Genomic DNA, 26072 nt, shown 5'->3' with positions numbered 1-26072 from the left:
CACCACGCTGACCTATACTCGAAACGATGCCCGTCAAGAACATCCAGAACCGCCGCCTCTACCAGCAGATCGCCGATCAGTTGCGGGGAATGATCGATCGTGGCGAGTATCCGCCCGGTGCCTACCTGCCGCCAGAACGCGAGTTGTCACAGCAGTTCGGCGTCAGCCGCACGTCGCTGCGCGAAGCGCTGATCGCGCTTGAAGTGATCGGCATGGTCAAGGTGCGCGTGGGCGATGGCGTGGTGGTGGTCGGGCCGGATCAGACGGATGCGGCGGACGCGTTGCGTGGTGATGACGGCTCGGTGCTCGATCGCGCGATGCACCAGAACCCGTGGATCCTCGATCCCGAACTTGGCATCGTTGCCGATTTCAATTCGGAACTCCCGCCGTTTTCGTTGCTGCAGGCGCGACGCCTGGTGGAACCGGAAACCGCGGCGCTGGCGGCGAGCAACGCCACCGAGGCGCAGATCGTCGGGATCGAAGAGGCGTACCAGCGCAATATCGCCGACAACAGCCAGGGATCGAATACGCATCCGGGCGATCGCCTGTTGCACATCCGCATCGCTGATGCCAGCGGCAATCCCGCCTACGCACTGTTCATCCGCCATCTGCTTGGTCACAAGTACGGCGCGATGTTCCAGCGCGTGCAGGAGCTCTACACCAGCAACGACATGCCCAGCCATTCCGAAAAGGAGCATGGCGCGGTGGTGACGGCGATCCGCGAACGCAATCCCGACGCCGCGCGCAAGGCGATGGCGCGCCATCTCGATTCCGTGCTCAAGGTGTTTTCCGGCGGCAAGCGGCGCTGATCGGCGCGAATCGCGTCAGTCGCGATTCCACAAGGTGTGCGCACCGACATCGCGGATGTCTCGGGTTCCAGTCAACGCCATGCTCACGTCCAGTTCCTTGCGGATGAGTTCCAGCGCGGTGGTGACGCCGCGTTCGCCCATTGCGCCGAGTCCGTAAAGGAAGGCCTTGCCGATCAGGGTCGCATGCGCACCGAGCGCGATCGCCTTCAGCACGTCCTGGCCGCTGCACACGCCACTGTCGAGCCAGACTTCGCTGCGTCCGCCGATGGCGTCGAGGATCTGCGGCAATGCATCAATCGAGGCCGGCGCGCCGTCGAGCTGGCGTCCGCCATGGTTCGAGACCACCACCGCGTCGGCGCCGGCATCCACCGCCGCGCGCGCGTCGTCGGGATCGAGGATGCCCTTGACGATCAGCTTGCCCGGCCACAACGAACGTACCCACTCGACATCCTTCCAGCTCAGGGTCGGATCGAACTGGCTGCCGATCCACTGCGACAACGTCGTCAGGTCCTTGCCACCGCCGGGAATGAAGCCGGCGAGGTTGCCGAAGTTGCGATGACGGGTGGCGAGCATGCCGAACGCCCAGCGTGGCTTCGTCATCACGTCGAGTGCGTTGGACAACGTGAGTTTGGGTGGAACCGCCAGCCCGTTCTTGATGTCGCGATGGCGCTGGCCCTGGATCTGCAAGTCGGCGGTGAGCATCAGCGCCGAACATTGCGCGGCTTTCGCGCGTTCGATCAATGACGCGGCGAAATCGCGATCGCGCATCACGTACAACTGGAACCAGAACGGCCGCTGCGTGGCCGCGCGCACGTCCTCGATCGAGCAGATCGACACCGTGCTGAGGGTGAACGGTACGCCAAAAGCCTGCGCCGCTTTCGCCGCGAGGATCTCGCCGTCGGGATGCATGATGCCGGTGAGGCCGGTCGGCGCGATCCCGACCGGCATCGTCACCGGCTGGCCGATCATGGTCGATGCGGTCGAACGCGCATCGACGTCGATCATCACCCGCTGGCGCAAGCGCAGGGCGTCGAAGGCGGCGCGGTTGCCACGGATCGTAGTTTCGTCATAACTGCCGCGATCGACGTAGTCGAAGATCGCGCGCGGTGCGCGGCGTTTCGCCAACTGGCGCAGGTCTTCGTTGCAGGTGATCGGCGCGGCCACGGTGTTCTCCTCAAGCGCGCCGGCGCACGGACAATCCGTACCAGGCCACCACCGCGAAACACACGGCGGGAACCAGATAGGCGATGTGGGTGCCGTGCTTGTCGGCCACCCAGCCCATGAACGGCGGGGCGAGTGCGCCGCCGACGATCGCCATCACGATGAACGACGCGCCGCGCTTGGTCTGCGCGCCGAGTCCCTCGACGCCGAGCGCGAAGATGGTCGGGAACATGATCGACATGAAAAACGAAATCGCCACCAGTGCCGCGACTGACAGCCAGCCCAGTCCGGCGCTGACAACCAGCGCGAGCACGATATTGATGATGGCGTACCACACCAGCATGCGTACCGCGCCGAGCCTGCCCATCACCGCGGTTCCGGCGAAGCGACCGATCACGAAACTCAGCATCGGCATCGACAACAGGAACGCGCCGGCCTGCGACGTCACGCCGACCTGTTCGGTGACGTAGTTGATGAAATAGGCGTTGACGCCGACTTGCGCCGCCACGTAGAAGAACTGCGCGATCACCGCGCCGGTGAAGTGGCGGTTCGACCACAACGATGACGAGGCAGTGGTGGCGATGGCATCGTCGCCTTCGCGCACATCAGGCATCGGCGTGCGTGCGATCAATATGCCGAGTGCGACCACCACCAGCGCGATCGCCACATAGGTGCCCTGCACGCCGGAGAAACCAGCCTGCGGTGCGCCCTGCGTGCCCTTGAAGAACAGTGCGCCACCGATCAGCGGGCCGATGAAGGAGGCGAGGCCGTTGAACGATTGCGCGAAGTTGAGGCGACGCGCGCCATCGCCGGGATCACCGAGCACGGTGACGTAGGGATTGGCGGCGGTTTCAAGACACGCCGCGCCGCAGGCGATCACGAACAGCGCGAAGAGGAAGAAGTTGAAATCGAGCAGCGAAGTCGCCGGGATGAACAACAGCGCGCCCGCCGCGAACAATCCCAATCCGAACAGGATGCCGAACTTGTAGCCGCGTCGCTGCATCAGCCACGCCGCCGGCAATGCCATCAGGAAATACGCGCCGAAATAGGCCATCTGCAGCAGGCCGGAACGCGCGCGACTGACGTGCAGCGATTCCTGGAAGTGCTTGTTCAGCACATCGAGCAGGCCGTAGGACAGGCCCCACAGGAAGAACAGGCTGGTCACCAGCACGAAGGCGAGGCGCGCGTTGGTCGCAGCCGTGGAAGTCGCCGGAGTGGGGCCATTCGGCATTGCGGTCTGCATGGCGTGGGCTCCGTGGGGGATCAGTCGGATACAGCGTCGGAGAGGCGGAAGATCGAAGTCATCGGCGTCCACTTCACGCCAGGCGGCGTCCATGGCGTGGCCTTCTGGAAAGTCCACATCAGGTCCTCCCAGGCGCGCAGGCGTGGATCGTCGCGTTCGGCGCGCGCCATGGCGTCGGCGTCGAAACGCGTGTCGTCGGTCTCCATCACCATCACCAGGCGGGTGCCGATGCGGAAGAGTTCCAGTTCGGTGACGCCCTGCGTGCGCAAGTGCTGCAGCACTTCGGGCCAGACTTCGCGATGATGGCGTTCGTATTCCGCGATCAGCGCGGGATCGTCGTGCAGGTCGAGCGCGAGGCAATGCCGCATCGTCGTTCCTCAGGTGAGTGCGCGGTCGAGATGGGTGTAGCCGCCATCGACGAACAGCCACTGGCCGGTGATGTGCGAGGCGCGCGCGGACAGCAGGAACAGCGCCATGTCGGCGATTTCCGCGGCATCGGTCATGCGCTTGCCGAGCGGCACGCGACGGGTGATGTCGGCGAGCTTGGCGTCGGGATCGGCGAACGTGGACAGCCAGTTGCGATAAAGCGGCGTCATTACTTCGGCGGGCACGATCGCATTGACGCGCACGTCGTCGTCGGCCAGCGACGCCGCCCATTCGCGGGTGAGCGCGAGTTGCGCGCCCTTCGATGCGCAATAGCCGCTGGTGCCACCTTGTCCGGTGAGCGCGGTCTTCGACGAAACGTTGACGATGGCGCCACGCGCGGCTTTCAGCGCGTCCACGCACAGATGCGCCATCACGTAGTAGTGGATGAGGTTGCGTTCCAGCGATTGCACGAAGGCATCGCGCCCGGCGTCGAGGCCAACGCCATCGTTGACGCCGGCGTTGTTGACCAGTCCGTGCAGCGTTCCGAATTCGTCCAGCGTTGCGGTCACGGCGCGTGCGCAGGCATCGGCGTCGGCGAGTTCGAGTTGCTGGAAGCGGAACGCCGGTTGCAGCGCGCGCACTTGCGCGACGAAATCGTCCGCGGGGGCGCTGCGTCCGAACGCCACCGGGATCGCGCCTTCGCGTGCCAGTGCGAGGGTGATGGCGCCACCGATGCCGGCGCCACCGCCGGTCACGATCACCACCTTGCCGCTCAATTCAAGGTCCATGCGCGCTCCCGGGCCAGCCCTGCACACCATAGCAGTGCAATGCGCTGCCGCCCCACAATCGCGCTTGCTCATCGGGCGACAACTGCCGCGACCAATCGGCGACCAGCGCTGCGACGTCCGCGTAGCCGGCGCGCAGCAGGCACACCGGCCAGTCCGAACCGAACATCAGGCGTTCGGCGCCGAAACATTCCAGCGCGGCATCGAGGTGGCGATGGATCGCATCGCGATCGATATGAATCCCCGCGACTTCGGTCACCAGCCCAGACACCTTGCAATACACATGCGGCATGGTCCCGAGTTCGAGCATGGCGCGCCGCCACACCGGCGATGGCGCGCCATCGATATCGGGTTTTCCGAGATGATCGAGCACCAGCCAATGACGATCGTGGCGTGCACACAGTGCGACTGCCGGCGTCAGTTGTCGTGGTCCGCGCACCAGCACGTCGTAGACCAGTCCGTTGCGCTGCACTGCAACCACGCCGCGAGCGAAACGCGCATCGGCGATGGTGGCGGCGACATCGGCATCGTCCTGCAGCAGATGGCGCACGCCGCGAAATTTCGCATGTTGCCGCCAGTGCTCGAGTCGCGATTCGACGTTCTCCGCGAACAGATCAAGCCATCCGACCACCGCGACGATCCACGGATGGGCGGTGGCGAGATCAAGCAGGAAGGCGTTTTCGGTTTCATCGGCGCGCGCCTGCACCGCGATGCAGCCATCGATGCCATCGGCGTCGAGCAGCGGCTTCAGTTCAACGGGCAGGCGATCGCCGCGCAAGGCGGCCATCCCGGCATCGATCCACGGATAGGCCTGCGTGTCATAGCGCCAGAAATGCTGGTGGGCGTCGATGCGCGTCATCGTGGCGTGCCCGCAACCGGCCGCAATTCGAGCGCATCGAACGACAGGCCGAGGTCCTCGGCCGGATACGCGGAATGGGCGAGGCGGATGTCGATGTTGGTCGCCGGCGATGCCGGCAGCACGAATGGATCCAGCGCGCGCGTGGCGAGTTCGCTGCCTGCGATGTCCAGCGCACGTCCGGCGATGGTGATGTGGTAGATGCGATCGTTGCGCGCATGCGCAGCGATGAAGCGTAGTGCCACCCGTTGCGGGCGCGGCGATGCAATGTTGGCAGCCAACGACACCCGCGACTCGGCTTGCGTCAGATAGCCGCTGCCGAAGGTATAGCTGGTGCTGGTGCGCCAGTCGTTCTTGCCGAGACGGTAGACGCCATCGCCATTCGCCGTCGCGATGTTGGCCGGGATCGCGCGCAACGGTGTGGACAAGGTGACGCGCAGCACCGGCAACAAGACGTCGGGCGTGGCCGCGGGCAGTTCGATCACCACATCGTTGCCGTCGCGATGCCAGTGCAGCGCAGCATCGCCACCATCTACGCGAACGGCGATGGGATCGTTGGCCAGGCCGGAAATGCGCAACGCTCCGGCGTGCCACTCATGGACGGCGAGGTACAGCGTGTTTCCGCGCAACAAGGTCGCACCCCACGGCTGCCGCGGCAAACCACTGGGACGTGCATCGAGCAGGCCGGGATAGCGCTGCAGCCATGCGCCAATGCCGTGCAACACGTCGGCTTCGAACGGCACCACGCTGCCATCGCCCATCGGCCCGATGTTGAGCAGGTAATTGCCACCGGCCGCGCGCGTCTGCACCAGTCCCGTCGCCAGTTCGCGGATCTTGCCCTGCAAGTCGTCGCGCTGCTGCCAGCTGCGGTAGCCCCAGGTGGCGTGGTAGATCGATGCCGGCACTTCGAACGGTGGCTGCATCGTCGCTGGTGGCAATTCGTTGTCGCCGAGGGTGACGAAATCGCCACGGTTGTTCCAGATGCGGCCGTTGATCGCCGCCTGCGGTTGCAGCTTGCGCACGATCGCGGCGAAACGACGGCTCTGTTCCGCTGTCGGTGCCGACATGTCGAACCATACTTCGCGGATCGGGCCGTAGTTCGACATCAGCTCGGTGAGCTGTTGTTCGATCAACGGTTCCATCGCCGGCGGGATCGGGTTGCTGTTGTGTTGCACCTCGGGCGCGTGGCCGGCGTGCCAGTCGACCAGAGAGAAATACACGCCGAAACCAACGCCGATCCTGCGGCAGGCGGTCGACAGCAACTTGAGCGGATCCTTGCCAAACGGCGTCTGCTTGACGATGTTGTAGTCGGTCGACTTGGTGTCGAACATCGCGAAACCGTCATGGTGTTTGCTGGTCACCACGATGTAACGCGCGCCACCGTCCTTCGCCAGTTTGCAGATGGCATCGGCGTCGAACTTCGGCGCGGCGAAACGCGCGGCGACCTTCAGGTAATCGTCGCTGGGAATGTTCGCCCAACCCTGGATCTGTTCCGAATAGCCCTTGCTGACCGGTTTGCCCTGCCACACGCCGCCCAGTTCCGAATACAGGCCCCAGTGCACGAACATGCCGTAGCCAAGTTGCTGCCAGCGCGCGATGCGGGTGGCTTCCGTTTCATGCTCCTGATGCTGCACCGCTGGTACCGCCGTCGCGGACGTGGCCAACAGCAGGCAGGCAGCGAACGCGAGGGACGGGCGAAAGATCATGCGGTCAGCGGGCCGTCGTCGAGGGATGACGATACGCGCGCAGTGTCTCCGTTTTCATCGTGATCGAAAACCCCGGTGCGGTCGGCGGCATGTAGGCGGCGTCGCGGATGACGCAGGGATCGACGAAATGTTCGTGCAGGTGATCGACGTATTCCACCACGCGGCCCTCGCGGCTGCCGGCGATGCAGACGTAATCGATCATCGCCAGATGCTGCACGTATTCGCACAGGCCGACGCCACCGGCATGCGGACACACCGGCAGGCCGTACTTGGCCGCCAGCAGCAGGATCGCCAGCACTTCGTTGACGCCGCCGACGCGGCAGGCATCGATCTGCACCACGTCGATCGCACCGCCGGCGATGAACTGCTTGAAGAGGATGCGGTTCTGGCACATCTCGCCGGTCGCCACCTGTACGGGCGCCACGCCCTCGCGAATCGTGCGGTGGCCGGCGATGTCATCGGGACTGGTCGGTTCCTCGATGAACCATGGCGAGGCGAACGCCAGCGCGTTGACCCAGTCGATGGCCTGGCCGACTTCCCAGATCTGGTTGGCGTCGATCATCAATTTGCGATCCGGGCCGATCACTTCGCGGGCGATGCGCACGCGGCGGATGTCGTCGTCGAGATCGCGCCCGACCTTGAGCTTGACGTGATCGAAACCGGCGTCGATCGCTTGCTGGCACAACCGCCGCAATTTCTCGTCGGAATAGCCGAGCCAGCCCGCCGAGGTGGTGTAGCAGGGATAGCCTTCGCGTTCGAGCGTGGCGATGCGTTCGGCCTTGCCGCCCTCGCGTTCCCGCAGCAATGCCAGCGCTTCGTCCGGCGTGATCGCATCGGTGAGATAGCGGAAGTCGATGCAGCGCACCAGTTGTTCCGGCGTCATCTCCGCGACCAGTCGCCACAACGGCTTGCCTTCCGCCTTGGCCCACAGATCCCACACCGCGTTGACCACCGCGCCGGTGGCGAGATGCATCGCGCCTTTGTCGGGACCGATCCAGCGCAACTGGCTGTCGCCGGTGACGTGACGCCAGAAACGCCCCATGTCTTCGCTGATCCAGTCGAGTTCGAGCCCGACCACCAGATGCCGCATCGCTTCGATCGCCGCGCAACAGATCTCGTTGCCGCGACCGATGGTGAAGGTCAGGCCGTGGCCTTCCAGTCCGTCGCGCGAGGTTTCCAGCACCACGTAGGCGGCGGAATAGTCGGGATCGGGATTCATCGCATCCGATCCGTCGAGTTGCTGCGAGGTCGGGAAGCGCAGGTCTTCCACCCGCATGCCGGTGATGCGCACGGATGCGCTCATGCCTGCACCACCTTTTGCTGTTGCTCACCGAGTCCGTCGATGCCGAGTCGCATCGTTTGTCCGGTGCGCAGGTAAATCGGTTGCGGTTTCTGCCCAAGGCCGACACCCGGCGGCGTGCCGGTGGAAATCACGTCGCCCGGTTGCAGGCTCATGAAGCGGCTGAGGTAACTGATCAGGAGCGGGACGCGGAAGATCATCGTGCGCGTGTTGCCGTTTTGGTAGCGATGGCCATCGACCTCCAGCCACAGGCCGAGCGCGTGCGGATCGAGAACTTCATCGGCGGTGACCAGCCACGGACCGATCGGTCCGAAGGTATCGCAGCCCTTGCCCTTGTCCCAGGTGCCGGTGCCTTCCAGTTGGAATTCGCGCTCGGAGACATCGTTGATCACGCAGTAACCGGCAACGTGCGACATCGCATCGGCTTCGTCGATGTAGCGGCCACCGCGCCCGATCACCACGCCGAGCTCCACTTCCCAATCGGTCTTGTGCGAACCGCGCGGGATCTCGACATCATCATTCGGACCGCACACCGCGCTGGTCCACTTGTTGAAGATCACCGGTTCCTTCGGCGGCTGCGCGCCGGTTTCGGCGGCATGGTCGGCGTAGTTCAGGCCGATGCACACGAACTTGCCGATGGCGCCGACACAGGCGCCGATGCGTGGCGTGCCTTCGACCGCAGGCAATGCATCGGCATCGAGCGCGCGCAATCGTTGCAGTCCCTCAGGCGTCAACACATCGCCGGCGATGTCGTCGATGTGGGCGGAAAGATCACGAATGCGACCATCGCGATCGAGCAGGGCGGGTTTTTCCCGGCCTTTCTGGCCGTGGCGCAGGAGTTTCATCGCGGTGTCCTCAGTTGATCCAGCCGCCGTCGATCACGTGGGTGGTGCCGGTGGTGAAGGCCGATTCGTCGCTGGCGAGATGGACCGCCAGCGCGGCGATTTCCTCCGGCGTGCCGAGGCGTCCCATTGGCTGGCGGGCGACGAACGCGGCGTGCACCGCATCGTTGGTATTGCCCTGCGTCTGCGCCTGTTCGGCGATGCGTTGCTGTAGCGACGGCGATTCCACCGTGCCCGGGCAGATCGCGTTGCAGCGGATGCCGCGACCGACGAAATCCGCCGCCACGGCTTTGGTCAAGCCGATCACCGCGGCTTTGGTGGTGCCGTAGATGAAACGATTGGGCACGCCCTTGATGCTGGATGCCACCGACGCGACGTTGATGATCGCACCGCTGCCGCGCGCGAGCATGCCCGGCAGCAATGCACGGATCAGGTGGAACATCGCATCGACATTGAGCTTCCAGGCGAAGTTCCATTCCTGCTCGGTGGCGTCGAGGATGCTGCCGCTGTGGACGAACCCGGCGCCGTTGTACAGCACGTCGAGCGCGCTGCCGGCAGTGTCGTGGTGTCGTCCGAGTTCGGCGATGGCTGCAAGGTTGGTGACGTCGAGATGCAGCGGCGTCAGCGCCGGTCCTGCTTCTGCGGCCAGCGCCGCCAGTGCCTCTTCATTGATGTCGGCGGCGATCACCTGCGCGCCCTCGCGTACGAACGCCAGCGCCGTCGCCCGACCGATGCCTTGTCCGGCCGCAGTGACCAGTGCCCGTTTGCCCTTGAGTCGCATCTCGCGTCCTTAATGGTCCAACCAATTGCCGGATAGTAGCCCGAATCGGATGAAAATGGCGTTCGGCGGGCCGATTGGCTGGACCGATGCTATCGTGACCGCCATCGCCGGGCGGCAGTCCCGGACTGGAGATCGCAGATGACATCCAAGTTCCCGCGCGCATCGGGTCTGGTCGGCCTCGCCCTGGCCTGCGTGGCGAGCGCTTCGGCGCAGACGCCCGGCCCGGTCGCCTTTGCGCCAATGCCCGGCATCTACCACCAAGGCTGGATCGACCTCAACAAGAATGGCCGCAAGGATGTATACGAGGATCCGTCCGCGCCGATCGACGCCCGCATCGACGATCTCCTCTCGCGGATGACGCCGGACGAGAAGACCGCGCAGATGGTGACGTTGTACGGTTACGGTCGCGTGCTCGACGACGAACTGCCGACCGCGCTCTGGAAACAGCAACCGTGGAAGGACGGCATCGCCAACATCGACGAGCACCTCAACGCTTTCGGTGACGGCAGCGAGCACGGCGATGGTTCGAAGTCGCAGTACGCGCTCGATTTCGACAAGCACGCCTGGGCGATGGACCAGGTGCAACGCTTCTTCATCGAGCAGACGCGGCTGGGCGTTCCCGCCGATTTCACCAACGAAGGATTGCGTGGCGTGGCCTCGGCGTTCGCGACCAATTTTCCTTCCGAACTCGGCGTCGGCAACACCTGGGACCCGGCGCTGGCGGAACGCATCGGCGGGGTGATGGCGGTCGAGGGGCGTGCGCTCGGCTACACCAATGTCTATGCGCCGGTGCTCGACGTGGTCCGTGACCAGCGCTGGGGCCGCACCGAGGAATCGTACGGCGAGGATCCCTTCCTCGCCTCACGGATGGGCGTGGCGATGGTGAAGGGCATGCAGCGCGATCATCTAATCGCGTCGACCGCCAAACATTTCGCGGTGTACAGCGCCAACAAGGGCGCGCGCGAAGGCGAGGCCCGCACCGATCCGCAAGTGGCGCCGCGCGAAGTCGAGGATGTGTTGTTGCCGTCGTTCGCCGCGGCGATCCGTGAAGCCGGACTGCTCGGGGTGATGAGCTCCTACAACGACTACGACGGCGTGCCGATCACCGGCAGCAAATACTGGCTCACCGATCGCCTGCGCAAGGACTTCGGTTTCCACGGTTACGTGGTGTCCGACAGCGACGCGGTGGAATACCTGCACAGCAAGCACGCGGTGGCCGGCGACTACAAGGAAGCCGTGCGCCAGGCCGTGGATGCCGGGTTGAATGTCCGCACGACGTTCACCCCGCCCGAGGTCTACCTGACGCCGCTGCACGCGCTGGTGCGCGAAGGCGCGTTGCCGATGTCGGTGATCGATGCGCGCGTACGCGACGTGTTGCGGGTGAAATTCACGGTGGGCCTGTTCGACCACCCCTATATCGGCGACGCCAACGCGGCGCGCGGCAAGGTCGATACCACGGAAGATCGTGCCCTGGCGTTGCGGGCGGCGCGCGAAAGCCTGGTGCTGCTGAAGAACACGAACGGCGCGTTGCCGTTGCGCAAGGCGATCCGGAGCATCGCGGTGATCGGCCCCAATGCCGACGATGCCAGTTACGCGCATCGCCAGTACGGACCCTCCGGCGGCCATGCCATCAGCGTGCGCGAAGGCATTGCCGCCAAGCTCGGGCCCGGCGTGCAGGCGCGTTATGCGAAAGGCGTGGAGATCGCCGGCAAGAACTGGCCGCAGATCGAGATCCTGCCGGAACCGTTGAGCGCGGAAGAACAGGCCGGCATCGACGAGGCTGTGCGCGCGGCGAAGGGCGCGGATGTCGCGGTGGTGGTGCTCGGCGATGGTCGACGCACGGTGGGCGAAAGTCGCAGCCGCACCAGCCTCGATCTGCCCGGGCGCCAGGAAGCGTTGCTGGAAGCGGTGGCCGCGACCGGCACGCCGGTGGTGCTGGTGTTGATCAATGGGCGGCCAATCGCGGTGAACTGGGCCGCTGCGCATGTGCCGGCGATCCTCGAAGCGTGGTTCCCGGGCAACCAGGGTGGCACCGCGGTGGCCGACGCATTGTTTGGCGATTACAACCCCGGCGGCAAGCTGACGGTGACATTCCCGAAGACGGCGGGCCAGATTCCCTTCAATTTCCCAACCAAGCCGAACGCGCAATGGGAAGGCGAGCGCTCGCGGGTCAATGGCGCGCTCTACAACTTCGGCCACGGCCTGAGTTACACAAGCTTCGCCTACGACAACCTGCGCATCACGCCGACCAAGCAGCGCAACGGCAGCAATGTCGAGGTGTCGGTGGATGTGCGCAACAGCGGCAACCGTGCCGGCGACGAAGTGGTGCAGCTCTACACCCGTGATCTGGTCAGCTCGGTGACCACCTATGAGAAGAACCTGCGTGGCTTCGAGCGCGTCCAGTTGGCGCCGGGAGAAACGCGGACCCTGCATTTCACCCTCAAGCCCGCCGATCTCGCGCTGTTGAATCGCCAAATGCAACGCGTGGTCGAGCCGGGGATGTTCCGGGTGATGATCGGATCGGCGTCCGACGATATTCGCCAGACGGGTGAGTTCGAAATCGTCGAGTGAGCGGCGCTCAGGCGTCGCCGTGATCGTCGCTGCGCTTGCGCATGCCTGAGGTCCGCGGATCGCGGAACAACGCAACGCGGGCGATGCGCGGACTGCCGTAGGCGAAATCGATCAGCAGGCGCAGGCGCTGTGCAGTGGTCGGGGCGATCCGTGCCAGTCGCGTATATCCGATGGTGTTGCCCCAGTGGATGGTGTGCCAGTCGGAACCATCGTGTGCCTGCAGGCGATAGCCGGCGACGTGTTGTCCGTGCGCGATGTCTTCCTGCAGGCGGATGACATCGAAGGTCGCAGGTTTGGCAAGTTCGAATTCGAGGGAATCGTTGCGATGCACTGTGCGGGCATCTCGCAACAGGTCGTGCGCAAACAGTTCGTCACGACGCGCGCGGAAAGCGGACAGCACGGCGAGATCAGCGGCATCGATCAAGCCGTCGCGGTTCGGTGGTACGTTCAACAACAGTTTGCTGTTGCGTCCGACCGAGCTGAAATACAGTTCCAAAAGGTTGTCGGGCGAACGGACCTTGCTTGATTCGTTCGCATGCCAGAACCAGCCGGGGCGGATTGAGACATCGGTTTCGGCTGGTCGCCACACGCTGCCATCGGGATCTCCCTGTTGCAGCGCCTCGGTGGTCCAGGGATCGTTCGCGCCCGGCGCGGATACGCGCGCGGGATCGACCGTGCTCCAGTTGGTTGCGCCGGCGCTGCCGTGTTCGTTGCCGACCCAGCGCAGATCGGGACCAGCATCGGAAAACATCACCGCATCCGGTTGCAGCTTGCGTACGGTGGCGTGGATGCGCGCCCAATCGTAGTGCTGGTGTCGGCCATCCGGGCCTTCGCCATTGGCGCCGTCGAACCACAGTTCGAACAGCCGCCCGTAGTGCGTCAGCAACTCCGTGAGTTGAGCGATGTAGATATCGTTGTAGGCGTCACCTTGCCCATACGTCGGATGATTGCGGTCCCACGGCGACAGATACAGACCCGCGCGCAAGCCTTCGGCGCGACAGGCATCGGTGAACTCGCGGACCACGTCGCCGTGGCCATCGCGCCACGGGCTTGCCGCCACCGAATGGCGCGTGGTCGCCGTCGGCCACAGGCAGAAGCCGTCGTGGTGCTTCGCGGTGAGGATCATGCTGCCGAAACCGGCTTGCTTCGCCGCGCGCGCCCATTGCCGTGCGTCCAGCTTCGAAAGCGCGAATGCGGATGGCGATTCGCGGCCGTCGCCCCATTCGCGGTCGCTGAAGGTATTCATGCCGAAGTGCACGAACATCGTCAGTTCCTCGCGCTGCCATGCCAGTTGCGAGAGGCTTGGGCGCGGCCGCATTCCCGGCGTTGCGATGTTTTTCGCGCCAAGTGGCAATGCGGCAGCGAGTCCGCCCGCACCCAAGGTGCCGAGGAAACCGCGCCGCGAGATTCCCGAGTGGCTCATGGTTGGTCCGTCATCGTGTTTCCTTGCAGTTTGCGCTTTTGTCCGCGACGAATCGTCCGTTGCGGCTGGCAAGTTCGCGTTGGAAGCACTGGCCGTCGTTGCCCTCCACGCGATAGATCTGGCGTGAACTGGCGGTGGCTTCACGCTGGTCGCGCTTGAGCTTGGTGAAATAGCTGGCGCTGCCCTCGAAAAGATCGCGGCTGCGTTGCCAACGCTTTTTCGATCCCTGCGTCGATGTGCGATCGGTATCGTCGTGGATGACGATCGTTGAAGTCAGGCGCGGTTGGTCGCCGACATCGCGCGTGCCGACGCTGCCGACAAGACCGAAACGCTGGTCATTGGTGTCGATATTTTTGTTGCCGCCACGGGTGCGGACGATGGTGTCGCGATCGCGCCAATCGGCATCGAGGCGATCGTCGCCGTCCTCGATTTTCGTCCAGCGATGCCCCACGCGGCCATCGATCTCACGTTCCGCCGTGGTTTCGATCACCCCATGCGAAGTAAACACGCGACCACGTGCGGCGAACCGATGCTGCCAACGCGATTGCAAGGTCTGCACGTTCCCGCCGCTGTCATCGCCCATGGTGTTGTCGAGCGTGACCTTGCCGGGATCCACTGCCATCAGTTCGCCACGCACGCGTGCGCTGCCGGCGTCGCGCCAGACATGCAGGTTCGGCAGCAGCTTCCAGCCTTCGCGACCTTCGCTGAGGCCGGCCACTTGCAGGCGCAGCGTGTGCGGTTTGCCGTCGTTGACGAGGCCGATGAAGGGCGTCAGCTCGTAGCGGATCGGATGGATGTCGAATGCGCGTGGCGCCGGGATCGCGTACCAGAGATAGGGATTGCTCCAGCCGCCGGTGTAGATGTGCGGATAGGGCGCGGCGATGCCGGCCAGCTTGCCATCGAGCAACACCTGCACTTCGCGATACGGCCCCTGTTCGGCGCGACAGAAATAGTCCTTCTTCGCCGGCGTCGCGTAATACCAGAATTCCTCGCAGCCACCGCCGGATCCGGTGGCGTAGACCTCGGCGACCAGGCGTTCGGCGTTGCCGGGCAACACGAAATCGCCAACAGTATCGCGGCCATCCTCGTGCAGATGGTCGAGGGGCACCACCGCGTCGGCGCTGGCGATTGCACGTTGATCCGCCGTGACCGGATAGAACTTCAAGGCGACGCGCACCTCGAAGACACCGGTATAGGTGGCATTGATGACGTTGCCGAGATGCATCTCCACCGGCTGCGATGCCGCGAACAGCGGCGCATAGGCGCTCACGTCCTTTTCGACGCGCCAGCCGATGCCTTGCTGCGACGGTTCCGGGGTGCTGGTACGCAGCACGGTGACGCCGCCGACCTCGATATCGCCGATGCGATCGTATTGGCGGCCCTTGACCTTGCCGTCGAGCACCAGCACCACTTTCGACCACGGCCCGGGACACTGACGCGACGCATCCAGCGTGGCGCGGGCGGGATCGAAGCTGGCGAAGCCGTGTTGCAGCACATCGACGGTGCAGGCGCTATCGCCTTTGCCTTTGCCATCGTGACTGAGTGCGGGATAGGCGGTGCGCGGATCGTCGTGGCCATCGCTGAAGCGTGCCGGCACATCGCCAGCGAATGCAGTCGATGCCACCACGGAGATCGCGACTGTAGCGAGGAAGGCTGGAATGCGTGTCATCGTTTGCCGTCCGATTTCGCTGCGGCACCGGGCAGGCGGAATACCCACGCATACGCGCCTTTGGATGTCGATCGCACCGCGTCCGCGATGGTGACGATCGTGGCGTCGCCCTCGCGTGTCCATGCCAATGCGGCATCGCTGCCGAGCAACCGGACCTGGGCGCCGCGTGCCGGCGCCGGCCCGGGGATCTTCAACTGTGCCGGCAACTGTTGTTCGTTGTCATCCGGTAGATAGATCGCATACACCGTGCCGTCGCGCAGGCGCGTGTAGCGGAACTTGCCGCTGCTGTACGGCGCGATCGCGCGGCTGGCGTAGATCGCTTCGCCATTGACGCGCATCCACTGGCCGACCTGATGCAAACGCTCCACTGCTTCCGGCGGCAATTCGCCATTGCCATCGGGACCGACGTTGAGCAGGAAGTTGCCGCCCTTGGCGACGACATCGGCGAGCAGATGCACGACCTTGTGCGCACTCTTGTAATGATCGTGCGGCGCGAACGACCACGAATCACCCAGCGTCATGCAGGTTTCCCACGGATACGACAGCGGCTTGTCCGGCACCTGCTGCTCGGGCGTGCGGTAATTCTCGTAACGGCCGCCGACCGCGCGATCGACGATGATCAATCCCGGCTGATTGTGGCGTGCGATCTTCGCCAAGCCGGGCATGTCGATGTCCTCGGGGCCGGGCCGGAAGGCGCCGATGTCGGTGATGTCCTTGTTATCGTCGGCACGCGCCGGGCGCACCCAGCCGGCATCCAGCCACAGGATGTCGATCGGTCCATAGTCGCCATTGGTCAGTTCGCCGATCTGGGCATGGGTGAACTTGACGAAGTCCTGCCAGCGTTGCGGGTATTTGCGCGTGTCGTAATTGGTATAACGGTTGGGTGTGGCGAAGCGCGGCCACCAGTAATCCTGGCTGTGCCAGTCGGCCTTGGAGAAATAGGCGCCGATGCCGAAGCCCTGCTTGCGGAACGCGCTGAACACTTCCTTCGCCACGTTGGCGCGCGGATTGGAATGGAAAGGCACGTTGGCGGCGGTGATGCGGTAATTGGTTTGCCTGGTGTCGAACATCGAGAAGCCATCGTGGTGCTTGGTGGTGAACACCACGTACTTCATCCCGGCATCTTTCGCGATACCCGCCCAGCGGTCAGGATCGAACTTCACCGGATTGAAGGTGGTCGGCAGCTTTTCATATGCCTTGACGTAGCCGACGTAATCGTTGGCGTACTTTTCGGTGAACTTGTTGTGCTTCGGCGGGCCGCACCAGTCGACGTCTTCCGAACAGAGCGACCACGATTCGACCACCCCCCACTGGCTGTACGCGCCCCAGTGCATCATGAAACCGAACTTCCAGTCTTCCCAGCGCTCAAGCTTGCGCAGCACCGCAGGGTCGGTTTCGGCGACGTAGGGGCCAGTGTCTTCGGCATGCACCACGGGTGCCGTGCATGCCAGCGCCAACGCGGCGAACAACAATCTGCGCATGGTCTTCATCCGTTGCTCTCGATGGGTTTGGATTCTTCCTCGTACAACTTCACCGGCGCGTCGAGTTCCAGCGCGATCACGGTGATGTCGCGATCGATCGCGGCGCGCGGAACCGTCAGGAACAGCAGGCCCGGTTGTTTCGACCAGTCGTACTTGCCGACCACTTTCGTCGCGACCGCCTGGCCACCGCCAATCACGCGGGCGCGCACCACCTTGTTCACCAGTCCCTTCACCAGCACGTCGCCGTTGGGTTGTCCGGTCAGGAACAGGTAGATCGTCTTGCGATCCTTCGACAGCGTGCTCGCGCCTGCGTAATGATCGAGGCCGATGCCGGCGTGGCTGCCGTAGATCGCTTCGGCGTGCTTGCCGGTCCAGCGCCCGAGTGCGGCGAGGATGTCGGTCTGGCGTGGATCGATGCTGCCATCGGGTTTCGGTCCGATGTCGAGCAGCAGGTTGCCGCCCATCGCGATCGTCTGCACGAAGATCTGCAGCACCTGGTTCGGCGTCTTGTAGTCGTTGTCGCGTGGCTGGTAGCCCCACGACTTGTTCATCGTCAGGCACAGTTCCCAATACGGTTGCGCGGGCTTCAACACCGGCAGGCCAAGTTCCGGCGTGGCGTAATCGCCGTATTCGTTGAGGCGCGAATTGATGATGATGTGCGGGTTGCGCGCACGCATGTCGGCACGCAGCTTCGGCGACTGCCATTCGCTGGCGGAATGTTCCCAATCACCGTCGAACCACACCAGGTCGGGATTGTAGCGATGCTGCAGGTCGGCGATCTGTCCCTGGTAGTAATCGAGATAACGTTGCCAGCGCGCCGGATCCTGCTTGCTGTCGTAGCGCTTCTCCTTGCGGGTGAACACGTCGTAATCGCTGTACGACCAATCCGGCAGCGAGTAGTACAGCCCGACCTTGAGATCATCCTTGCGCAAGGCTTTGACGAACGGCCCCACCAGGTCGCGTTTGGCCGGCGACTCGCGCACCACGTTGATGCCCTGCTTCGAATCCCACAACGCCACGCCATCGTGATGGCGCGTGGTCAGCACCGCATAGCGCGCGCCGCTGCGCTTGATCGCATCGGCCCAGGCTTGCGCGTTGTAGTTGCTGGCGCTGAAGCCTGCGAGTTGCTTCATGTAATCGGCATGGGAAATCTTGCCGTTGAAGAACGACCACGACTCGTCGATGCCATTGACGGCGTAGATGCCCCAGTGGATGAAGATGCCGAGCTTGGCATCGGCGAACCACTGCATACGTTCGGCCTTGTGCGCGGCCGTTTCCACTGGCGGTGCTGGTGCGGGATTCTCCGCAGCAGCGGTGAGTGGCGCGAGCGTGGCGATCGCCAACAGTGCGGCGAACAGGGGATGCCAATGGAGCCGGGAAATACATGCCATGGGAGAGCTGTCGCGATTGGTTGGACCAATCCTAGCGCGACGGCGTGGATGCAGGAAGCCTAGGCCTGTGGTGCGCATCAACCTGCAGGAAGGCGCCCAGCGCGGGCCGAGGCAGGGAGATCGCGGCGGATAAATGCTGCAGCGCAACAAACAAAAGAATGAAGTAGCAGATCTTTCGAATGTTGCACACGTGCGAACAAATCATTAAAAAACAATTAGTTGCTGTGATTTTCAGAAAGCGATCAGGTGTGCATCGACTCCGGAATGGAAATGAACGCCGCATTCAGAAATCTGCCAGACACTCAGAAGTTGCGCTGCGACATGTTCTACGGCATCAATTGGAACGTTCCAAATGGCTGGACCATTAAACCGAAGTGCTCGCGACCTTCCAACGGAGGGAGCGCAGTCGGTCCGATGTCCGCTACAGCCCAATGCCGCAATACATCCAGCAATCGGAGAAATGGTCATGACTCGTTCCAAGGTGTTTCGGTGCACGGCGCTGAGTGGCGCATTGCTGCTGGCGATGTACCCGCTCGTTGACGCCCATGCGCAGCAGACGCAGCCGGACGGGCAGGCCACGCCAGCGGACCAGGCGCAGAAAGACAAAAGCGAAAAAGACAAGAACCAGCTCGATGCCGTCGTGGTGACGGGGTCGCGCATCAAGCGTTCGCAGGCGGAAGGCCCGGCGCCGGTGACCGTGTTGACCGGCGAACAGCTGAAGAAAGAAGGCTTTTCGACCGTGTATGAAGCGGTGCGCAGCCTGACCGAAGCGGTCGGCAACGTGCAGAACGATTACGACTGGGGCCAGTCCGCGGTCAACGTCAAGCCGCTCAACCTGCGCAACCTCGGCCCCGGGCGCAGCCTGTTGCTGATCAACGGCCGCCGCGTCGCCGACTATCCGTTGCCCTACGGCGGCAAGGGCAACGTTGCCAATTTCAACAACATCCCGACCGGCATCGTCGATCGCATCGAAGTGCTGACGGGTAGCGCTTCGGCGATCTATGGCTCGGATGCGATGGGTGGCGTGGTCAATGTCATCCTCAAGAAGAGCGCCCAGGGCCAGACGCTGCGCGCCAAATGGGGCGAAGCCACGCGGGGCGGTTTCAGGAACCTCGACCTCGAGGCATCCGGCGGACTCAGCGGCAAGAAATGGAACCTGACCTACGACCTGCAGCATTTCTATCGCGGCCAGCTGCTGGCCAAGGATCGTCCCTTCATGGACTCCGAAGACGACGTGCCATATCAGGACTGGGGTCCGGGCCAGCGTCATTTCGGCGTCGGTGCGTTGACGCCGTCCGCTGGCTTGTACCTGCGCGACCGCGATGCGCCGGCAAATCCGACCGGACGCACCTATATCGCGCCACCGGCGGGGGCCTGCGACCAGTACGGCAGTCTCTACTACCTCGCCAGTCGCCTCGCCTACGATCGCAACACGGGAACCGCATCCAACGGCGGCCAGTACTGCGCGCAGCGCGTGTTCCAGAACTGGTCGCTGAAGACCGGCAGCAAGAATGATTCCGGCTATCTGTACGGCACCTATGAGGTCAACGACAAGCTGGAGGCTTGGGCCTCGGTCGGCGTGTGGAAGACTTCGGGTCAGTTCAACACCTTCCTCGATGGCTTCGGCAGCCCCGTCTATTGGGATCCGCGTGCCAACAACGGCGCCGGTGGCGATCGCAGCTTCCTGAAGTACCAGTCGCCGGGTGAACTGGGCGGCGAAAAGAACGTCCTGACCATTTCCCGCGAAACGTCGATCGATCTCAGTGCCGGCCTGCGGGGCCGCATTGCCGACCGCTACGACTGGGAAGCGTCGGTCGGTCGTGCCGTGTATTCGGACCACGAAAGCTTTCCGACCCTCAACCAGGGCCTGATGCAGGACTACTATATGGGGCCGCAGCTGGGTACCGCCGCCAACGGCAATCCCATCTACCAGCCCGACTACAACAAGTTGTGGAATCCGGTGCCGGCATCCGATACCGCGCCGTTCAGCAAGCGTGGCGACAACAAGGCGATTTCCTTCCTCAACCAGGCACAGGTCACGATGAGTGGCGATCTGTTCAAGGGTTGGGCGGGTCCGATCGGTTTTGCCAGCACGCTCGAATACGGCAAGCAGGGCTACCACCTGACGCCTGATCCGAAGACGCTGAGCAACGATCCGGATGGCTGGTACACCCCGTTCGGCAATATCCAGCAGGGTGGTGGCACCCGCAGTCATTACGGCGCAGCGCTTGAGTTCAAGGTCCCGTTGCTGAAGATGTTGACCGCCGATCTGGCGACCCGTTACGACAAGTACCAGGCGACGCAGAATGCCGGCAAGCTGACCTACCAGATGGGCCTGGAGTTCCGTCCCACCAGCACGCTGCTGTTCCGCGGCACTTATGGCACCAGCTTCCGCGCGCCGGACATGAACTTCATCTATCGGCAGCCGAGCACCGGGCTCAAGAGCATGACCGATCTCAACTGGTGCTATCTGGATGGCTGGCCGAATCGCCAATGCATATTCGACACCTACAAGGCGAGCAACATCGTGATCTCGCGCTCGGGCTCGCCCGACCTGCGCTATGAAACCGGCACGTCGCTGTCCTACGGTTTCGTCTGGGACGCGTTCAAGAACTTTTCGGTCAGCGTCGATCTCTGGGATATCAAGATCAAGAACCTGATCGACGACATCAGCGAAGACCAGTTGTTGCTGGATGATGCGTACTGCAAGTACCACTGGACGCCGGATGGCAGCACCCGTGCCTCGCCGCCCAGCGCCACCTATTGCGCAGACGTGGCCAAGCGCATCATCCGTGCGCCGGTCGTGCCTGGCGGCAGCCTCGCCGGCAACATCACCCAGATCAATGTCCAGCCGATCAATCGTGCCGATACCCATGTCCGCGGGCTCGACATCCACCTGAACTACGCGTTGCCCAAGACGCGGATCGGCACCTTCCGACTCGGCGCGGCGCTGACCAACCAGATCACCTACGAGACGCGCCAGTTCCCGACCGATCAGCTGGAGAATTCACGCGCATACCAGACGACCTACAAGTTCACGGGCAACGTCAACTGGAACTACCAACGCTGGAACGCGACGCTGGCGATGTACCAGAAGGCGGGCGGCCGCGACAATCGCTATGGTGGTTGCATGCCGTTTGCCGATGGCTACATCCCGAGCTCGGGCACGTATTGCCAGGACTTGTCCTCGCCTGCCAGCCCGACCTATGGCCAGTGGACCGCCACCCACAAGGAACATCGTCCGGCGCGTCGCTACTTCAACGGCAGCCTGGGGTATCAGTTCAACGATAATCTCAAGATCAACTTCTACGGGGCCAACCTGCTCAACAAGATCTATCAGGACAAGTGGTGTGGCGACTTCGCCTACTGCGTCGATGATCCGGTGGGCCGCGAACTGTCTGCGGAAATCGTTTACCACTTCTGATCCTCGTGATCCGGTCCGGGGTCGGGCACCATGGTGTCCCGACCCCTTTTTTTTGCCGTGCAGGGACTTGTCGCCATGAAGCTTGATCTTCGTATTCCGTTTTCCATGTTGCTTGCTGTCGGGCTTGCCGCGACGACCGCGCACGCTGCCGCAGCCGATGTGCCAGCCCTGATTCCGATGCCGGCTTCGTTGACGATGGACGCCGGCAACTTCCATCCCGGCAAGACGCTGCATGTCTCGGTGGAAGGAAGGCTCGGCGATCGTCGCGCCATCACTGCGCTCGCGAGCGACGTGCTGCGCGAGGCCTGGCATCGTCCTGTGGGCCGCGCGACCACACATGCGCCGGCCGATCTGCGCCTCGTGCTCGCGCCCGCTGCCGGCAGCGATCCCGAGTCCTATACCTTGCAGGTGACGAAGCGCGGCATCGTGATCCGTGCCGCGAACGATGCCGGATTGTTCTACGGCTTGCAGACGCTGCGCCAGATCGCCACGCCGGACAGTGATGCGCGCGCGGGCATCCCCGCGCTGCACATCGCCGACCAGCCGCGCTTCCGCTATCGCGGGCTGATGCTCGATTCCGCGCGCCACATGCAGCCGCTGGCAGCGATCAAGCAGCAACTCGACGTGATGGCGCGCTACAAATTCAACACCTTCCATTGGCACATCAGCGATGACCAGGGCTGGCGCCTGGAGATCAAGCGCTATCCGAAGCTGGCGACGATTTCGTCGATGCGCAAGGAGACACTGGTCGGCAATGCCAACCAGGGCGCGAAGGTACGCGATGGCATTCCCTACGGCGGCTATTACACGCAGGCGCAGGCACGCGAGATCGTCGCCTATGCGCGCGCACGATACATCGAGGTGATCCCGGAAATCGACATGCCCGGCCACATGGTGGCGGCGCTGGCGGCCTACCCGGAACTCGCGTGCACGCCGGGTCCGTTCGAAGTGATGACCACCTGGGGCGTGGCCGACGACATCCTCTGCCCGAGTGAACAGACCTTCCAGTTCGTCGAAGGCGTACTCACGGAAGTGATGGAAGTGTTCCCGTCGGCGGTCATCCATGTCGGTGGCGACGAGGCACCGATCACGCGCTGGAAACAGAGCGCGCTGGCGCAGGACATCATCAAGCGTGAGGGCTTGAAGGATGAGCACGCGCTGCAAGGCTGGTTCCTGCGTCGCATCGAAGCATTCGTGCGTGCGCATGGCCGCAGGATCATTGGTTGGGACGAAATCCTCGAAGGCGGTGCGTCGCAGACGGCGACGGTGATGTCGTGGCGCGGCATGCAGGGTGGCATTGAGGCCGCACGTCTTGGCCATGACGTGGTGATGTCACCGACCAGTTATGTCTATCTCGATTATTGCCAGTCGCGCTCGCCTGACGAACCGCGCTGCATCGGCGGCAATCTGCCGCTGCACAAGGTCTACGATTTCGAGCCGGTGCCCGATGGCCTGAGCGCAGAGCAGGCGGCACACATCATCGGCGGCCAGGGCAATCTGTGGACCGAATACCTGAAGACACCGCAGACGCAGCAGTACATGTTGTTCCCGCGCAGTCTGGCGCTGGCGGAAGTGCTGTGGTCGCCGAAGGGCGCGCGCGACTGGAACGGCTTCGTGCAGCGGTTGCCGGCGCAGCTCGCCGAGCTCGATCGCCTGCACGTGAGTTATCGCATTCCGGAAGTGCAGGGGCTGGATGGCGATCGTGCCTCGCTCGATCCGCATCTGATGTTGCCGCTGGGTTCGCTGTTGCCGGACGCCCGCATCGTCTACACCCTGGATGGCAGTGCACCGGATGCGGCATCGCCACGCTATGAAACGCCACTGCAACTGACGCTGGGTGACACGCCTGTGCAGGTTGCCGCGCGTCTGCTGCTGCCGGATGGCCGCCTCGGCCCGACGCAGCGTGCGCGCTTCAGTTTCACCACCCTGCATGCGGCGCGTCCGGCTCCTGCTGCGGCGCTCGCACCCGGGTTGCAACGCGATTACTACGAAGTCGGCGTTGCGCGCACCGACGCATTGCTGGCAGCGACACCGAAACGCAGCGATGTTGCCGACGCCATCGCGATTCCCGCCGACGCGCGCGCCGAACAGTTCGGCCTGCGCTATCGCGGTTATGCCGATGTTCCTGATGACGGCATCTACCACTTCGTGCTGGCGTCGGATGACGGGGCGCGCGTCTACATCGATGACGCGCTGGTGGTCGATCGCGACGGGCCGCAATCGCCCGGCACCACCAGTGGCGACATCGGCCTCGCGCGCGGGTTGCACACCTTCGAATTGCGCTATTTCCAGGGCGGTGGCGATCGCGAACTGCGCTTGCAGGTGGGTCGTGAAGGCCAGCAGGCGGCGGCGATTCCGGCCGCATGGTGGCGACACTGATGTGATCGCGCGCTGCTAGGCTATGCGCATGTCATCCGTGCAGATCCCCGAAGCCTGGCAACAACCGACCGAACCGCAGTGGCGGCGCAAGCTGCGCCTGTACCTGCGGTTGATGCGTGCCGACAAGCCGGTCGGCTGGCTGCTGCTGCTGTGGCCGACGTGGTGGGGCCTGTGGTTCGCCGCGAACGGGATGCCGGCGTGGAAAACACTCGTGGTCTTCACGCTGGGCGTATGGCTGACGCGCGCGGCCGGTTGCGTGATCAACGACTATGCCGACCGTTGGCTGGATGGATCGGTCGAGCGCACCCGCGAGCGACCGTTGGCGACCGGCGAAGTGAGCGGACGCGAGGCGCTGATCCTGTTCGCAGGATTGATGCTGGTGGCGTTCGCGCTGGTGCTCACGCAGAACACGCTGACCATCATGATGAGCGTGGTCGGCGTGGTGCTGGCCGCGAGTTATCCCTATCTGAAGCGCTACACGTATTTCCCGCAGGTGTATCTCGGCATGGCCTTCGGCTGGGGTATCCCGATGGCGTTCGCGGCGATCACCGGCGGCGTGCCGAAACTGGCGTGGCTGCTCTACATCGCCAACATCCTGTGGTCGACCGCCTACGACACCTGGTATGCGATGGTCGATCGCGACGACGACATCCGCATGGGTGCGAAATCCACCGCGATCCTGTTCGGCGATGCCGATCTGGTCGCGCAGGGCGTGTTGTATGCCTGCATGTTCGCGACACTGGCGCTGGTTGGCCACGACGCCCATCGCGGCATGTACTACTGGGGTGGGCTGGCGGTGGCGGCGCTGTTGGTGGTGTGGGAATTCCGCATGGCAAAGGATCGCGATCGCGACGGCTGCTTGCGCGCGTTCCGCCACAACAACTGGGTGGGATTGGCGATCTTCGCGGGCATCGCAACGGATTTCGCGCTTTAAGGCACCCGCGCGCAGACCCAGGCATCGACGCGCTGCACGCCGACCGCCTTGAGCGCAATGGCGGCGGCTTCCAGCGTGGCGCCGGTGGTCATCACGTCGTCGACCAAGGTCACGTGCCGTGGCACTTCGCGTTTCCCATGCAAGCCGACGAATACATCCTGCATGTTGAGGGCGCGTGCCTCCTTGTCGAGGCTCGACTGCGCCTCGGTGTATTCGCGTCGATGCAACAGATCACCACGCAGCGGCAGGTCAAGCGCCTGCGCGATCGGTTTGGCGAGTTCCAGCGCCTGGTTGTAGCCACGCTTGCGCAGGCGTTTGCGATGCAACGGAATGGCGATGACGGCGTCCGGGCGATCGGCGTTTTGCAGCACGCGCAACATCAGCGATGAGGCCAAGCGTCCCGCGCACAGGTCGTCATGGAACTTCAATCGCGGCAGCAGGCGATCGATCGGTGCGTTGTAGACGAAGGCGGCACGCGTGCGCTGGATCGGCGAGCTGCGGCCGCTGCAGCGTTCGCAGGGAAGACCGAACATCGACGGCAATGCGCAGCGCGGGCACGCCGGTGGCAACCACGGCAGTTCGGCCTCGCACAGCGGACACAGGTCGAGTCCCGGTTGGCCAGCGCCATCGCAGACCAGGCAACGGCGCGGATACAAGGCATCGATCGCGGCGTCGACCGCGCTGCGCCAACCGCCGCGCCGCAACGGCCAGGCGATTTCCGGAATGGCATGTTGATGGGTCGTGCTCGACATGGCATCAGCGTGGCGAACGATGCGTGTTCGCGCACTCGGGAAATTCCCACACGCGCTGTCGGTGTTGTCCGCGTATCGCGGCGGGAATGAATGCGCAGAAGCAGTGCAACAAGACGCCCCGGTATTGCGGCAATGCACAATCGAAAGTCGCTGCGCAGAAAGCGGTCCGTAGGTTTTCCTCTCCTAGTCTCGCTCCGAA

General features: G+C 63.9%; 19 protein-coding genes. 5 read left to right on the top strand and 14 right to left on the bottom strand.

Annotated features, from left to right (window positions below):
* Window positions 1-26: 26 nt before the first annotated feature.
* Window positions 27-809, top strand: coding sequence for a FadR/GntR family transcriptional regulator (locus Lysil_RS01815; protein WP_103073866.1), 783 nt, complete (start codon window positions 27-29; stop codon window positions 807-809).
* Window positions 810-824: 15 nt separating this feature from the next.
* On the opposite strand, the gene Lysil_RS01810 is transcribed toward Lysil_RS01815, so the two are convergent.
* From Lysil_RS01810 to Lysil_RS01770, 9 genes are read right to left on the bottom strand one after another with little or no spacing between them, the layout of a single operon-like run.
* A complete protein-coding gene (locus Lysil_RS01810; RefSeq protein WP_240600026.1) occupies window positions 825-1973 on the bottom strand; it encodes an alpha-hydroxy acid oxidase in 1149 nt (382 codons plus the stop codon).
* Window positions 1974-1983: 10 nt separating this feature from the next.
* Complete coding sequence (gene fucP / locus Lysil_RS01805) at window positions 1984-3213, bottom strand: L-fucose:H+ symporter permease (RefSeq protein ID WP_165782346.1); 1230 nt, start codon at window positions 3211-3213, stop codon at window positions 1984-1986.
* Between the two features lie 20 nt (window positions 3214-3233).
* The gene (locus tag Lysil_RS01800) at window positions 3234-3581 is read right to left on the bottom strand and encodes an L-rhamnose mutarotase (protein ID WP_103073865.1); all 348 of its coding nucleotides are present in this window, start codon (window positions 3579-3581) and stop codon (window positions 3234-3236) included.
* A 9-nt stretch (window positions 3582-3590) separates the two neighbouring features.
* Window positions 3591-4367 (bottom strand): SDR family oxidoreductase, encoded by a 777-nt coding sequence (locus Lysil_RS01795; RefSeq protein ID WP_103073864.1) that lies wholly within the window; start codon window positions 4365-4367, stop codon window positions 3591-3593.
* On the bottom strand, window positions 4357-5223 hold the full coding sequence (locus Lysil_RS01790) for an L-fucono-1,5-lactonase (protein ID WP_103073863.1): 867 nt from the start codon (window positions 5221-5223) through the stop codon (window positions 4357-4359). The genes Lysil_RS01795 and Lysil_RS01790 overlap by 11 nt, the downstream gene beginning before the upstream one ends.
* Window positions 5220-6926, bottom strand: coding sequence for an alpha-L-fucosidase (locus Lysil_RS01785; protein ID WP_103073862.1), 1707 nt, complete (start codon window positions 6924-6926; stop codon window positions 5220-5222). The genes Lysil_RS01790 and Lysil_RS01785 overlap by 4 nt, the downstream gene beginning before the upstream one ends.
* Before the next feature lie 4 nt (window positions 6927-6930).
* Window positions 6931-8229, bottom strand: coding sequence for an L-fuconate dehydratase (locus Lysil_RS01780; protein ID WP_240600024.1), 1299 nt, complete (start codon window positions 8227-8229; stop codon window positions 6931-6933).
* Complete coding sequence (locus tag Lysil_RS01775) at window positions 8226-9071, bottom strand: fumarylacetoacetate hydrolase family protein (protein WP_103073861.1); 846 nt, start codon at window positions 9069-9071, stop codon at window positions 8226-8228. Before Lysil_RS01775 ends, Lysil_RS01780 begins: the two co-directional genes overlap by 4 nt.
* 10 nt (window positions 9072-9081) lie before the next feature.
* Window positions 9082-9849 (bottom strand): SDR family oxidoreductase, encoded by a 768-nt coding sequence (locus Lysil_RS01770; RefSeq protein ID WP_103073860.1) that lies wholly within the window; start codon window positions 9847-9849, stop codon window positions 9082-9084.
* A 138-nt stretch (window positions 9850-9987) separates the two neighbouring features.
* Here Lysil_RS01770 and Lysil_RS01765 point away from each other — a divergent pair, with 138 nt between their 5' ends.
* On the top strand, window positions 9988-12420 hold the full coding sequence (locus Lysil_RS01765; protein WP_103073859.1) for a glycoside hydrolase family 3 N-terminal domain-containing protein: 2433 nt from the start codon (window positions 9988-9990) through the stop codon (window positions 12418-12420).
* A 7-nt stretch (window positions 12421-12427) separates the two neighbouring features.
* Here the strand turns inward: Lysil_RS01765 and Lysil_RS01760 are convergent, their stop codons facing one another.
* From Lysil_RS01760 to Lysil_RS01745, 4 genes are read right to left on the bottom strand one after another with little or no spacing between them, the layout of a single operon-like run.
* A complete protein-coding gene (locus tag Lysil_RS01760; protein WP_103073858.1) occupies window positions 12428-13843 on the bottom strand; it encodes an alpha-L-fucosidase in 1416 nt (471 codons plus the stop codon).
* Between the two features lie 10 nt (window positions 13844-13853).
* On the bottom strand, window positions 13854-15512 hold the full coding sequence (locus Lysil_RS01755; protein WP_165782345.1) for a peptide-N4-asparagine amidase: 1659 nt from the start codon (window positions 15510-15512) through the stop codon (window positions 13854-13856).
* Window positions 15509-16993, bottom strand: a complete 1485-nt coding sequence (locus tag Lysil_RS01750; protein ID WP_240600022.1) for an alpha-L-fucosidase — start codon at window positions 16991-16993, stop codon at window positions 15509-15511. The genes Lysil_RS01755 and Lysil_RS01750 overlap by 4 nt, the downstream gene beginning before the upstream one ends.
* Before the next feature lie 5 nt (window positions 16994-16998).
* Complete coding sequence (locus Lysil_RS01745) at window positions 16999-18384, bottom strand: alpha-L-fucosidase (RefSeq protein ID WP_103073855.1); 1386 nt, start codon at window positions 18382-18384, stop codon at window positions 16999-17001.
* 466 nt (window positions 18385-18850) lie between these two features.
* On the opposite strand from Lysil_RS01745, the gene Lysil_RS01740 reads away from it, so the two are divergent.
* The 3 genes from Lysil_RS01740 to ubiA all read left to right on the top strand — a co-directional run bounded on the left by Lysil_RS01740 (window position 18851) and on the right by ubiA (window position 25121).
* A complete protein-coding gene (locus tag Lysil_RS01740) occupies window positions 18851-21808 on the top strand; it encodes a TonB-dependent receptor plug domain-containing protein (protein ID WP_165782344.1) in 2958 nt (985 codons plus the stop codon).
* Window positions 21809-21883: 75 nt separating this feature from the next.
* Window positions 21884-24187 (top strand): family 20 glycosylhydrolase, encoded by a 2304-nt coding sequence (locus Lysil_RS01735; protein WP_165782343.1) that lies wholly within the window; start codon window positions 21884-21886, stop codon window positions 24185-24187.
* Window positions 24188-24215: 28 nt separating this feature from the next.
* Window positions 24216-25121 carry a 4-hydroxybenzoate octaprenyltransferase gene (gene ubiA / locus Lysil_RS01730; protein ID WP_103074922.1) on the top strand — a complete coding sequence of 302 codons (906 nt, stop codon included), beginning with the start codon at window positions 24216-24218 and terminating at the stop codon, window positions 25119-25121.
* Here the strand turns inward: ubiA and Lysil_RS01725 are convergent.
* Complete coding sequence (locus tag Lysil_RS01725; protein ID WP_103073852.1) at window positions 25118-25873, bottom strand: ComF family protein; 756 nt, start codon at window positions 25871-25873, stop codon at window positions 25118-25120. The two genes, ubiA and Lysil_RS01725, sit on opposite strands and share 4 nt — an antisense overlap.
* Window positions 25874-26072: the final 199 nt, after the last annotated feature.

It is taken from the genome of Solilutibacter silvestris, assembly GCF_002895945.1.
GTDB lineage: Bacteria > Pseudomonadota > Gammaproteobacteria > Xanthomonadales > Xanthomonadaceae > Solilutibacter > Solilutibacter silvestris.
Note: the sequence above shows the minus strand (reverse complement) of the source record. Positions and strands in the feature narration are given on the sequence as shown.